Below are 12,301 nucleotides of genomic sequence, written 5' to 3' on the forward strand. Positions count from 1 at the left end.
TTTCAGTTCCAGTATCTGCGCATGACAGCGATTGGCAAAACCCCGCTGAGCACTACCCCGACAAGCAAGTGTTCGGAAGGTGGGATGTACTCCAGTACCGAGCCGTCGCTGTCATATCGATACGCATCGTCCTCACCAGGATATTCCGCCGGTTCAAACTCCTGCCGCTGAACCGTCACGTCCCCCCCGACTTCACCACGGAACCAGACCTGATCTCGAACGCCTTCATCCTGATTAACACCTTCAGCACTGTATCGGATCTCACCCTCAATCGTGCCATCCGGGTCGTCATCTAGCTCTATCTTGCTCGTGGCGGTTTGCTCACTCATCGGGACGAGCGCTAGCTCTCCGGAGCCGTGAGTTTCCTCCGTATGTACAAATACTTCTCCCCCGTGGCCGTGCGGGGATGGATCCTCGAACGTCACGATAGCCTCCGCGATTCGCTCCCCATCCTCGTTAGTGCCTTCATCCAGATCCACATCCGTAATCCGTTGTGCGGGAATATCTGGGTCAGCAAGGTCGAAATCTTTCTCTATTGCAGCTTCGAGATCCGGGCCAGTTGTAGATACCCTGACCGAATGTGTGTCATTGGTAACATCGTACTTCTGACTAAAATCCCAGGTAGTGCTCCACTTCTCTCCGGGCTCTAATTCAGGTGACGTATTTAGAATATCCTCATCATCGACAAATACGGAGGCCAGTACGATTCCTAATTCATCTCCTGTATTAGAGAGACGGATTGTCCCACACTCCCGTTCCTTATCAATTAAAATAAAATATTCAATATCATCTTCAGTACTTTCCAGCTTCTCAGTATTGCTTGTGCTGTCGTGTACTATTTCACAATCATCTGCTGACGCAATCCCACCAAGTCCAGTTATAAAAACAACTGTTAGGAACATCATCAACAAAATGGCACATGTGAGTTGGCGCATTTCAACACACCCCCTCGTACTCAGAACTACAGTTGGGATCAAGGCTGCTCTCTGGGTCAGTAGCGGCCTCAATCAGTGCCGACTCCGATCGTAGTCCGGAAACCGAAGCATCAACCGAGAACTCATCAATCTTCGATCGCCGCATGGTGCGAGCACTATCCGCGGGTAGCTGTTCGATCATATTACCGGATACTGTACCACTGGTCTCCTGCACACGCGTGGGATCGTCGTAAGAATCTACGGTTTTCGTGTCATGGACTAGCTTCGAGAGTTCCCATGTGGTCGTCTCCGTAGTTGATGCCACTCGGATATCGTGATTCGAGTTAGCCCTCCGATACGCGGATCCAACGTTCGTGGTTTCACCCACCGATACCCAACTGGTCGTCGTATCTTCGGTCTGGTTCTCCGCTACGTACAGATCAACCGTCTCTCGGGCCGTGACAGCGAATTTGTACTCCGTTACTGTAGTAGGTGAGGACACTTGTGGAGGATATTTTGACACTTGGCGTGTTTCGCCAGTATAACGTCCCGACGAGTCGCCCATCGACTCGACCCATTCAGTTTCTCTGGTCGTCCGGGACTCCGTGTCTGTCCCGGCCTCCGTCCAAGCCACCCGTGTCGAAACGAACCCATTGCGTGCCGATTCCCGATTAAATGTTCGGGTCTCAGTTGAATAAGTCGTATCCGTATGTCGTTCTTCGAGTTCGACAGTGTCCGTTTCTGTCGATGAATCGGACACCTGATACCCGGACCGTTCCAATGAGACCCGCTCATTCGGTGATGTTGCAGTCCGTTCACTCATGAATCCCTCGACAGTATATTCGACATCTGCAACCTCGACACTCTTCGGTTCCGGCATGATCCCCTCAATCTCCGGGATTTGGTGTCTCATAGAGCTACCATCCTGACTCGCCGTATTTGAGACTCTCAACCTCGGATACTCACCGTCCGCAAATGAGTCAATCTCGACCGCTACCCGACCGGTATAGTATTTCAGGGCGTCCTGTCGTGCTGCATCATTGGTGTCATCAACAGACGGGTCCGGATCAACAACACGCCAGAATTGAACGGAGCCCTGACCGTTCTCGATCTTGAGCCGCGTATTCAGATCGTATTCCGGAGCGGCTATCTGATATCCTTCCGTTTGAACATCGAACAGGACCTGATCACCCGATGCGTACGGCCCCTCTGAAACCTCAGATACGCTTTCGATTTCCGGAGCATAAAAGTCGTAGAGGTCGAGTTCATAGGATGTCGAATAGCCTTCTCGATCAGTTGCAACCAATGTTGGAACATCGTCAAACTCGATCCCAATCTCGTCAGTACTGTGGTACAGCCGGTCCCGGTCACCGACCCGAAACGAGAGTTCTGAACCATCTGGATCGAACGACCTGCTCGGGTCGACGCGCAATTTGTATCCTCTGTCGTGCGAATCCTGCCCGGGATCAACAATATCGACGTGCACTTCTGGTGGACTGTGCTCAACCCAGAAACTGTCAGTCTGTTCAGTGATAAATGGTGCGTCGATGGTGATTGGGGACTGCCCTGGATCCTCACGAGCCCAAGAAGATTGGACAACAAGTTGATCATGTGCAACGGCATACTCCGAGGAAATATTTTCTAATAATAATACGATCTCATTATGCTCAACCGACAGTTGTTTTTTTACATCATCCGGATCCGCCCCATTCAAATCAATCACCATCTCGTGAACAGCCGTATACCGCTCCTCGTCGATGCGTTCGTGATACGAGTCAACCGGCGTATTAACGAATTCTGCACTAACTAGCTCGGGCCGCCCCTGCTGCGTCGAATCGGTCGCCACCTGCTCACGATCGTCCATGGCTACTGCACGAATGGGCGTTTCAGACCCATCATCAGGCAGCGTTGCTGAAAACGTCTCCTCGTGTTGTGAGCGGTCGGTCCCCTGATCGAGCGTCGTCGATGCTATTTCGTCATCCCCAACATACACTGACACGGTATCCAGAGAACCGAACTCGTCTGCTGCCACTGCAGTTCCGCTGACGTGGTTTCCGTTGCGCTCGACGTCGAGTTCAATTTCGGGGGCAGGATCAGCGATCACTTCGTCCCCATCAGGGAAAGTCGCACGGTGGGACTCCCCATCGAGATCGACCGTAGCGTAGAACTCGTGTATGCCCGGCGCCCACTCCACAGTGGTTTCAGTGCCAGCACCAACCACCTCATCGCCAGCATACCAACGGACAGAATCGGCTGCCACGGCATCGGCTCCAGCAAGTTGATACTCCCCTTCGAGCGGCTGCTCGCCGGTGACCAGCTGATCGCCATCAACGGACACCGATGGCCCGGACTGTGACTCACCCCGAGCGGTAACCACGAGTTCATCCTCACCCACCTGCCCAGTGTCGTCAGTAACTACAAGATTGAGTACGTAATCTCCCGACGAGGAAAACGTCTCGGTCATCCTGAGCTCGTCGTCCGCGTCTTCGTCGGGGGTGACAACGTCCCCATCGAGAAGCCATTCGACGGTATCGATGGAGGTCTGAGGTGCCTCGACAGTTCCGGTATATGATGACTGTTCGCCGACTGTAGGTGTCGTATCTCCGGAGATGGAGACATCGAGCGCCGGTTCGCGCCCGACAGTGACGTACATCGTGTCCGTATCGGTGTTACCACGGTCGTCAGTAACGGTTACTTCGACAGCGTACTCTCCCGTCTGTTCCGGAACGAATTCGGTCCGATCACAGTCAGAACATACTGGTGTCGAGGTCGCTCCGTCAGGTGTTTCGATCACCCACCTGTACTCCTCGATCTCTCCTGCAGGCGACCAGGACCCGGCCCCATCAAGAAAGACTGTCTGTCCGACGTCGGCTTCTTGGTCAAGTCCTGCCTCCGCGAATGGGTCGACATTGTCGCCCGAATTCCCGGCGGCAACATGACCGACTCCACCGCACGCAATCCCGAGCATACAGAGGACAACGACTCCGAGGTATGTATATTTCATTTATTCTTGCAGGATTTAATTCCTGCATAGAATAAAAAGGTGTGGAAGACACTGAACAGTCGTGAGTACAGAGGAAAAGCGAGGTGCCGACAGCTAGTCAGTTCTCACCGGGGAGATCCTGAAACGCGCCAACAAAATCGTTGTGATCGGAAAGGTCGGCGACTGTTTCGTCAACGCTCCCCCGGAGTTCATCGACCTGTTCACAGAGTTCGGTATATTCCTCGCTTGCTTCGAGTTCACGATCCGATTTTTCCGTTTCGAGCAGGGACTTTTTCGAGACAAGTGAGTAGTACCGCTGGATATCAGCCTCGTAGCTCGATCGAGTCTGGACCCGATCGACAACATCGATCAGCTCATCTTTGGAGACTGGCTTGACGAGATAGTCATCGAAGCCCATTTCGATAATATCGAAGTCGGGATCGACAGCAGTTACCATGACGACACGACAATCGAATCCTCGGTCACGTATCTCGTCAAGGACCTCGTCACCGGAGAGACCCGGCATCCGGCGATCGAGGAGTACGATCTTGACCGAGTCTTGCATCTTTTCCAGAGCGTTCTCGCCGTCATACGCCGTTTCGACGTTCCAGTCGGGTTTGAGCCAGGCTGCAAAGAGATCGGCGAGTCGTGATTCGTCGTCTACGACGAGGATGTCAACAGGTTGGTCGGGCATAGTCAATTTTGGTTAGGGGTACGTTCGGTGTTCGTGCACAGTATGGGAATGGCGGTAATGGGTGATAAATGCCGTGGCTGTATGTAGGCTATATTTTATATAAATAAATATATTACTCTTCCGCTTCGGCGTCAGTCCCCACATCGAGGAACCGCTCCACACCATCGTTCTCGATAGTTTCGTAGGCGGTAATCTCGAGCAATGCGAGAGATCCCACCAGAAGCACCATACCGAAGATCGGGAGCGCGATCATAACGACCAGCACGAGCCCACTGAAGAGATACTGAATTGCACTGTACCCGGGTGCATACTTTGCGACTGCAATTCCGTTCAGTGCAGCGTCAATAATGCCCAGATCCTCCGTGGAACGTGACAGAACGTACCCGGTTCGGAACATGAGCAAAACAATTGCCAGGAATGTGTAGAACCCGAACGCAGCACCGACCCAGAAAACGAACGAATCACTGGCAAGCGCCAGTGTAAAGTACACTACTGTGATCGTGACGCTGAGTATAATGAGCCCCGAAAACAAAAGCCCTCGACGAAAGTTAGCCCGTATTTCGCTGAGGAACATCCGGGTAAGTTTTCGGTCGGATATCGAATCCATCTCCGTGCGGTGATGGACCGAGCGGGAGATGGTGATTACTGCCGCAAGGCAGACGGGGCCGATCGTCAGAACAGGAAACATGAACAGCACGCCGAGTAAGCTAACAACTGAGACGATGATGATCTGGTCGTAGACCAGCCGCCCCCACGGCTTGATCGAGCCAAAAAAGTCGAGAGCAGTCACCGGGTCCTGGGAAGCCATCGAACGGTAGTTTTTACCGATCGTTCAAAGAGTCACCGAAACAGCGTTCTACTTTCCTTCGAACTCGGGGTCGCGATCGCTCATGAATGCAGTGACGCCTTCCATCAGATCGTCAGTTGCCATCAGGTGACCGAAGGCCTGTGCTTCGATTTCTAGCCCCGCCTCGGCGTCTTCCCAGCCCTTCTTCATTGCGCGTTTGGTGTAGCGCTGGGCGATCGGTGGTCCGGCAGCGAGATCCGCCGCGAGGTCGTAAGCTTCCTCCCGCAACTCGTCGTTTCCAACAACATCGTTGACGAAGCCATAGTCGGCCATCGTTTCGGGATCGTAGCGTTCGGCGGTGAAGATTATCTCCTTCGCCCGCCCCTCGCCGACGATCTGCTGGAGTCGCTGGGTTCCGCCCCACCCCGGGAGCAGTCCGAGATTGTGTTCCGGCTGCCCGAGCTGTGACCGTTCGCTCGCGACGCGAAGATCAGCACACGTTGCGAGTTCCATCCCCCCACCGAGACAGTAGCCGTCGATTCCGGCGACGACGGGGAGATCACTATCCTCCAGTTTCCCGAAGGTCTGCTGTCCCTTCCGAGAGAGTTCGACTGCTTCGATCGGATCTGCACCGCTTCCGGCCATACTCTGGACGTCCGCACCGGCAGAGAACGCCTTCTCACCCGCACCGACGAGAAGGATTGAACGCACCTCTTCGTCGGCTTCGAGCAGCTCGATTGCTTCGCCGAGTTCGTCGAGCAGCTCCCCGCTGATGGTGTTCATCCGGTGGGGCCGATCGAGCGTTATCGTCCCGACGCGATCGTCGGACGTCTCGATGCTGATCGTGTCAAACTCGTACGAGTCGTCGTCTTCGCCGCCGCCGTGGAACCCGCCCTGCTCGGCAGCCTCGGCGAAGTAGTCTGCGGGTTCGTACCTGGCAGCACTCGTCTCTTCGTACGCGTCTTCGAGTGTCTCGAGCAAGTGGTCGAGACCGACATCGTCAGCGAGCTTTGCCGGGCCATTCGGGAATCCAGCACCGAGCATGACCGCCTCGTCGATGGCATCGGCCTCGGCGACATCGCCACCGATCAGATTCGCGACTTCGTTCGCCATTACTGCAGTCAGGCGATCGCTGACCGACTCACTGACCTGATCGGATGGGACGTCGGCACCGCCGTTCTCGTAGTCGTAGAATCCCTTCCCGGTCTTCTTGCCGAGCTCCTCGTTCTCGACCTTCTCGGCGAGTAGTGGGCAGGGCTCGTACGCCTCCCCGAGCACGTCGTGCATGTATTCGAGGACGTGATAGCTCACGTCGTTGCCGACCTGATCGCCTAGCTCGAAACTACCCATCGGCAGCCCCATGCCGTACTTGGTCGTGCTGTCGACTTCCTCGATCGTCGCTTCGCCCTCGTGGACGAGCCAGCAGGCCTCGTTCATCAGCGGGACGAGAATGCGATTGACGATGAACCCGGGGCTGTCCCTGTGGACCCGTACCGGTGTCTTTCCGAAGTCTTCGGCCAGTTCTTCGATAACGTCGAGCGTCGCCTCGTCGGTGTGTTCGCCGGAGATTACTTCGACTAACTGCATCCGGACCGGTGGGTTGAAAAAGTGCATCCCGCAGAACTGCTCCGGGTTGTCGGTGAACTCGGAGAGGTCGGTGATCGACAGTGATGACGTATTGGTCGCGAAAATCGCCTGGTCTGGGGCGTACTCGGAGGCCTCCGTGTAGACGTCCTCCTTGATCCCCATCTTTTCGGGGACGGCCTCAATGACCACATCGGCATCGGTGACCGACTCTTCGACGTCGACGAGCGGAGTCACACGGTCGAGCGCGGCGTCGGCATCTTCCTGACTGATCTGGTCTTTTTCCGCGAGTTTATTCAGGCTCCACTCGATGTCGTCGTAGCCGCTCTGGACGAACTCTTCGTTGATATCACGGAGCGTTACGTCGTATCCTGCGAGCGCCGCAACTTCGGCGATTCCATGACCCATGTTACCCGCACCCAGAACTGTGATACTGTTGATATCGTCAATCTCCATGAAGAAAACGTCTACATCCAGTAGGTTTAACGTTTCCCTATCGACCCTGATAAACTATCTTTGAGTTCATCTCAGGTTACAAAGATACTTATTGATCACGATAGATGTATCAGCCATGGACTTTGGGCTCTCAGACGAACAGCGAGCGATCCGCGACGAGGTACGGAAGTTCGCAGAAAACGAGGTCGCACCGGTTGCAAAGGAACACGACGTCGAGGAGACGTTCCCGCACGAGGTGATGGACGAAGCCGCAAAGATGGGCCTGACCGGGGCACACATCCCGGTCGAGTACGGCGGGGCAGCCTACACGCCCCTCGAAATGTCGATCATCACCGAGGAGCTGTTCGCCGTCGATCCAGGTATCGGCCTGTGCATCACAAGCGCCGCGTTCGGGGCCGACTCGCTTATGGAATACGGAACCGAGGATCAAAAAGAGCGCTACCTCGAACCGATCGCTGAAGGCGAGGCGATCATGGGTGCAGCGATCAGTGAACCGGATACCGGTTCGGACGTTTCCAGCGTCTCGACGCGCGCCGAAAAGGACGGAGACGAATGGGTGATCAACGGTAACAAGATGTGGATCACTAACGGTACCGTGGGTGACTTCTTCGTCGTCATGTGCAAGACTGACGACGTTGACGACCGTTACTCCGGATTCTCGCAGATTCTTGTCGAGTCCGACCGTGACGGCTTCGAGGCCGACAAGATCACCGGGAAACTCGGCATTCGCTCGTCCGACACGGCCGAGCTGATATTCGACGACGTACGCGTCCCCGAGGAGAACCTCATCGGGACCCGCGGAGCCGGCTTCCTCCAGTTGATGCAGTTCTTCGACGAAACCCGAACCATGGTCGCAGCACAGGGCGTCGGTATCGCCAAGGGAGCCTGCGAGCGCGCCCTTGAGTACGCGCAGGACCGCGAGCAGTTTGGCAAGTCCATCAGCGAGTTCCAGGCAATCCAGCACAAGCTCGCCGATATGCACACGAAAACGGAGGCCGCACGCCAGCTCACCTACAAGTCCGCCTGGAGCGTCACCAACGAGGACGACGACCTCACCGCGCTGGCATCGATGGCAAAGGAGTACTCCTCACGGGTCGCAGTCGACGTCGCCGACGAAGCCGTCCAGATCCACGGCGGCGCAGGCTTTGTCAACGACTTCGACGTCGAACGGCTCTACCGTGACGCCAAGATCACCCAGATCTACGAGGGAACCTCGGAGATCCAGAAGAACATCATCGCGCGCGAACTGCTCGGCAAAGGGTTCTGATCGGCCCGGATCCCCGTTTTCGTGAGAGCTATACCCGAACAGCCCCGGATACGGGATGTGAGCGACCCACTGACAGTTTTGCGTGATGACCCTGTCATGGCGGACCTGATCGACGAGCACGGTCCTGTTCATGTCGAGCCAGCAGAAAATGAGTACCAGCGCCTCGTCGTCTCGATTATCAACCAACAGCTCTCGACCGCTTCCGCGAACGCGGTTAGAGAGCGTGTCGTCTCGCTGTTCGAGGAACCGATCACACCGACTGCGATGCTCGCTGTCGACCAGGACGCGCTGCGCGATGCGGGCGTAAGCCGACAGAAAGTGGAGTACCTGCGCGAGGCTGCCGAAGCGTTCCGTCGCGGGGACTTCACACGATCCGGGCTCAAAGACAGCTCTGACGAAGACATCGTCGCGACACTCACCGAAATCCGGGGCATCGGCGAGTGGACGGCCCGGATGTACCTCATCTTCGTGCTCGGGCGTGAAGACGTCCTGCCACTTGGTGATCTCGCGGTCAGAAATGGAGTCGACGAACTGTACGGCAACGGTGACGGTTCCATGACCCGGACCGAAATGCACGAAATCGCGAACGTCTGGCGTCCGTACCGGAGTTACGGAACGAAGTACGTCTGGCAAGCGTACGAGTCCGACTAGTTACTCTTCGAGTTCGACCTCGTCGTCGTCAGCGTCCGCACGCCGGGAGACGTCGACGTGATAGTGTTCGAGAATATCTCGTCCGAGCAAGAGAGGGTACTCCATATGGCTTCGATCCTCAACGTTTGCGGCAACAGTGTGGCGTCGCCCGCCGACCCCGACGACGATATCGACGATCGGCCTGACTTTCGACCGTTTCGAGCTTCCAGATTTGACCCGCATCTTGCTCTTTATCGGCCCCGCACCGATCTCCGCGGCGAGGCTCGTGTCGATGCTCGTTCGGGTCGCACCTGTGTCCGATTTGGTGTAGACGGTCTTCGAGTCGCTCGTCCCGCTGACCAGCACTTCCTCGGTGTACCCGATCGGGACGATTTCGTGTTCCCTGTGGGACGGCTGTGGTCTGGCGGCGGGTACCGAATCATCGAGCGTCCGGGCAATCGACTCGACGAGATCATCATCGACTGTTCCGCCTGCCCGCTCGACCGCCAGCTTTGCAATGTATGGGGCGGGGCTGGTACCTGTCGCCTCGAAGAAGCCCTTGAACCCCGCTGTGGGATTGACCTCCAGCACGTACCAGCCGTCCGCGCCCTCGATCAGATCGACCCCCGCGTAGTCGAGACCGATCGCATCCGTTGCAGTCCGAACGATCTCGCGTATCTCGCTGGTCAACTGATCGGTCGCGTCTCGAACGTCGCCCCCAAGCGAGACGTTCGTCCGCCAGTCCCCCTCCGGCGCGTAGCGGTGCATCGCGCCGATGATCTCATCGCCGACAACGTAGACCCGCAGATCCCGATGTTTCTCGCCGTCCCGTTCGATCAGATCCTGCAGGAACGCATACCGGTTGCCGACCATCGCGTTGACCGACTCCTCGGGACCGACTTTCCACGTGCCGCCCCCGTGGGTTCCGATCGACGTCTTGTACACTGCCTCCACACCGAACTCCTCCCGTCGTCGTGTGAGCGTATCACTTCCCAGTGCAAGTAACGCGTCGGGGACTGGAACACCTGCATCCGCGAGCGTCGTCGCAGCAGCGAACTTGTGCATCGCCGTCATCGTCGCCTCCGGCGTGTTCAGCATCGGCCGGGTCTCCTTGAAGACGTTCGCAATACCGAGCTCCTCGCAGGGCTGTGGGGTATTTGAGAGCAACAGCCGGTTCGTTACAACGTCGACATCCGGTTCGATCGACACTGCACTCCCGTCGATACTGACAGACGTGTTCTCCGCCCGCAACCACTCGGTCCCGTACCCCAGATCGTCCACGGCGTTGAGAATTGCCTTCGTCTCCTTGCTGTTGTGGAGACTCAATACGCCGACAGTTAGATCATTGTCCATGTCTCAGAGTACGGAAGCCGCATAAAAACGTTATCCGGTATCGCTCCGTCGGCCGAATCCGGGGGCGCCGTTTATATCCTTGTATGGACTGGTATGGGCATGATCAACGGCGACGGAACAGCAGTCGAGCGGTTTGCCGATCCCGCTGAGGAGTCTGGCGACCCGTTCATCTACCCTGACGGGCGCGTCGAGCCCGGAGAACGGGCGTACCTATACCACGAGGTCAGCCAGACGTATCTGGGTGATCCAGTCAACATTCCCGTGACTGTTATCAACGGTCCTAGTGCTGGACCAACAGTGTTTCTCAGTGCGGCCGCCCACGGCGATGAACTCAATGGAATCGCGGTCGTCCGAGAAGTAGCACACGACTGGGATCACTCCAATCTCAACGGCACCCTCGTCTGTCTTCCCGTTCTCAACGTTCCCGGCTTTCTCGCGCAACAACGATATCTACCGATCTACGACCGGGATCTCAATCGGTCGTTTCCCGGAAGCCACACGGGAAGCGGCGGCCGACGCATCGCAGCACGGATTTTCGACCACTTTATCGAGCCCTGTGACCTCGGCCTCGACTTCCACACCTCCACACGAGGCCGAACCAACATGCTCCACGCCCGCGCGGACATGACTGACGAAGATGTCGCACGACTTGCTCGCGCGTTCAGCACGAACGTTATCCTCGACTCGGAAGGACCAGGCGGCACCCTCCGACGCGAAGCGAGTGAAGCCGGTGTACCGACGATTACGGTGGAGATGGGGGAAGCCCACCGGTTCCAGCGGCCCCTGATCAACCGTGCTCTGAACGGCGTCGTCAGCGTACTCGCGGAATACGGTCTCTCCGCAGAGAGTACGGTCCACTGGCCGGGCTGGCGAACGGTCATCAGCGAGGAGAGCGAGAAGACCTGGCTTCGGGCCGATGTGGGCGGTATCGTCGATATGGAACACGAGCGAGGTGCGCTTGTCTACGAAGGCGATCGGGTCTGTACTATCTCGAACCCGTTCAAAACCAGTGCAGAGACCGTCAAAGCCCCCTTTACTGGCATTCTCGTCGGGGTCCTCGAAAACCCGGTCGTGTATCCCGGTAATCCTCTCTGTCACCTCGTTGAGCTAGACGCCGATACGCTTCGCGCAGTCGAACGCCAGCAGCAGTACGATCCGAACCGGGAGTCGTTCCTCTAGGTCCACACCTTTTCAACCGATCACGGGCCAACGCCGGGTCATGGTTGCACCGCCACACGCCACATCGAGGGACCTGCGATGATCCCGACGATTGCGCCGCTCTCACAGGTTATTGACGGGGTCCGTGTTGCAGAAGGGACGACAACAACCTGTGACAACTGTCAGCAACAGCTCGAAGAGGGCCATCCGGTACGCAGTCGGATCGAGCAGCAGTCGCTGGTCGAAGAGTGGACGCCCAGTCGGTTGCACTGTGAACGCTGTGGGCATCAGGAGTCACTCAATACACCCGGAACTGCACTCGTAGCTGGACAGCTCGGTACTGTTCGAGATACGCACACACAATCCTCATGGCTTGTACTCCTCGAACCGGAGCCGATCGGCGTGTATCCTACCTGGCTCTCGCCCGGTTCGAAATGAAAAACGCCCCCATGCACGATGCATGGGGGCGCAGTAT

10 protein-coding genes and 1 pseudogene are annotated in these 12,301 nt (G+C 56.8%); 4 read left to right on the forward strand and 7 right to left on the reverse strand.

The window, feature by feature from the left end:
- Positions 1-2 precede the first annotated feature (2 nt).
- From AArcSt11_RS14925 to AArcSt11_RS14945, 6 genes and pseudogenes are all read right to left on the reverse strand, one after another.
- Positions 3-905, reverse strand: coding sequence for a hypothetical protein (locus tag AArcSt11_RS14925; RefSeq protein WP_250598253.1), 903 nt, complete (start codon positions 903-905; stop codon positions 3-5).
- A gap of 31 nt (positions 906-936) precedes the next feature.
- Positions 937-3,252: a hypothetical protein gene (locus AArcSt11_RS14930; protein ID WP_250598255.1), complete on the reverse strand. Its 2,316-nt coding sequence runs from the start codon at positions 3,250-3,252 to the stop codon at positions 937-939.
- Positions 3,253-3,564: 312 nt separating this feature from the next.
- Positions 3,565-3,918 (reverse strand): annotated as a pseudogene (locus AArcSt11_RS17125) (PKD domain-containing protein); the annotation flags it as partial.
- A gap of 97 nt (positions 3,919-4,015) precedes the next feature.
- Positions 4,016-4,591 carry a HalX domain-containing protein gene (locus AArcSt11_RS14935; RefSeq protein ID WP_250598257.1) on the reverse strand — a complete coding sequence of 192 codons (576 nt, stop codon included), beginning with the start codon at positions 4,589-4,591 and terminating at the stop codon, positions 4,016-4,018.
- Between the two features lie 112 nt (positions 4,592-4,703).
- Positions 4,704-5,399, reverse strand: a complete 696-nt coding sequence (locus AArcSt11_RS14940) for a hypothetical protein (protein ID WP_250598259.1) — start codon at positions 5,397-5,399, stop codon at positions 4,704-4,706.
- A gap of 48 nt (positions 5,400-5,447) precedes the next feature.
- The gene (locus AArcSt11_RS14945) at positions 5,448-7,418 is read right to left on the reverse strand and encodes a 3-hydroxyacyl-CoA dehydrogenase/enoyl-CoA hydratase family protein (protein ID WP_250598260.1); all 1,971 of its coding nucleotides are present in this window, start codon (positions 7,416-7,418) and stop codon (positions 5,448-5,450) included.
- Positions 7,419-7,533: 115 nt separating this feature from the next.
- Here AArcSt11_RS14945 and AArcSt11_RS14950 point away from each other — a divergent pair, with 115 nt between their 5' ends.
- Both AArcSt11_RS14950 and AArcSt11_RS14955 read left to right on the forward strand, forming a co-directional pair.
- Positions 7,534-8,685: an acyl-CoA dehydrogenase family protein gene (locus AArcSt11_RS14950; RefSeq protein ID WP_250598261.1), complete on the forward strand. Its 1,152-nt coding sequence runs from the start codon at positions 7,534-7,536 to the stop codon at positions 8,683-8,685.
- Between the two features lie 48 nt (positions 8,686-8,733).
- The gene (locus AArcSt11_RS14955; protein WP_353617805.1) at positions 8,734-9,336 is read left to right on the forward strand and encodes a DNA-3-methyladenine glycosylase family protein; all 603 of its coding nucleotides are present in this window, start codon (positions 8,734-8,736) and stop codon (positions 9,334-9,336) included.
- Here AArcSt11_RS14955 and AArcSt11_RS14960 read toward each other — a convergent pair whose 3' ends face one another.
- The gene (locus tag AArcSt11_RS14960; RefSeq protein WP_250598262.1) at positions 9,337-10,668 is read right to left on the reverse strand and encodes a RimK family alpha-L-glutamate ligase; all 1,332 of its coding nucleotides are present in this window, start codon (positions 10,666-10,668) and stop codon (positions 9,337-9,339) included.
- A 99-nt stretch (positions 10,669-10,767) separates the two neighbouring features.
- Between AArcSt11_RS14960 and AArcSt11_RS14965 the strand changes: the two genes are divergently transcribed.
- Positions 10,768-11,847: a succinylglutamate desuccinylase/aspartoacylase family protein gene (locus AArcSt11_RS14965; RefSeq protein ID WP_250598263.1), complete on the forward strand. Its 1,080-nt coding sequence runs from the start codon at positions 10,768-10,770 to the stop codon at positions 11,845-11,847.
- A 78-nt stretch (positions 11,848-11,925) separates the two neighbouring features.
- On the forward strand, positions 11,926-12,264 hold the full coding sequence (locus tag AArcSt11_RS14970; RefSeq protein ID WP_250598264.1) for a DUF8112 family protein: 339 nt from the start codon (positions 11,926-11,928) through the stop codon (positions 12,262-12,264).
- Positions 12,265-12,301: the final 37 nt, after the last annotated feature.

The sequence above is a fragment of the Natranaeroarchaeum aerophilus genome, assembly GCF_023638055.1.
In the GTDB taxonomy this organism is placed as follows: domain Archaea; phylum Halobacteriota; class Halobacteria; order Halobacteriales; family Natronoarchaeaceae; genus Natranaeroarchaeum; species Natranaeroarchaeum aerophilum.

Excerpts from the sequence above, each read along its gene's own strand:
- AArcSt11_RS14925 (WP_250598253.1), bottom strand. The coding sequence starts at position 905 with ATGATGTTCCTAACAGTTGTTTTTATAACTGGACTTGGTGGGATTGCG.
- AArcSt11_RS14935 (WP_250598257.1), bottom strand. The coding sequence starts at position 4,591 with ATGCCCGACCAACCTGTTGACATCCTCGTCGTAGACGACGAATCACGA.
- AArcSt11_RS14940 (WP_250598259.1), bottom strand. The coding sequence starts at position 5,399 with ATGGCTTCCCAGGACCCGGTGACTGCTCTCGACTTTTTTGGCTCGATC.
- AArcSt11_RS14945 (WP_250598260.1), bottom strand. The coding sequence starts at position 7,418 with ATGGAGATTGACGATATCAACAGTATCACAGTTCTGGGTGCGGGTAAC.
- AArcSt11_RS14950 (WP_250598261.1), top strand. The coding sequence starts at position 7,534 with ATGGACTTTGGGCTCTCAGACGAACAGCGAGCGATCCGCGACGAGGTA.
- AArcSt11_RS14960 (WP_250598262.1), bottom strand. The coding sequence starts at position 10,668 with ATGGACAATGATCTAACTGTCGGCGTATTGAGTCTCCACAACAGCAAG.
- AArcSt11_RS14965 (WP_250598263.1), top strand. The coding sequence starts at position 10,768 with ATGATCAACGGCGACGGAACAGCAGTCGAGCGGTTTGCCGATCCCGCT.
- AArcSt11_RS14970 (WP_250598264.1), top strand. The coding sequence starts at position 11,926 with ATGATCCCGACGATTGCGCCGCTCTCACAGGTTATTGACGGGGTCCGT.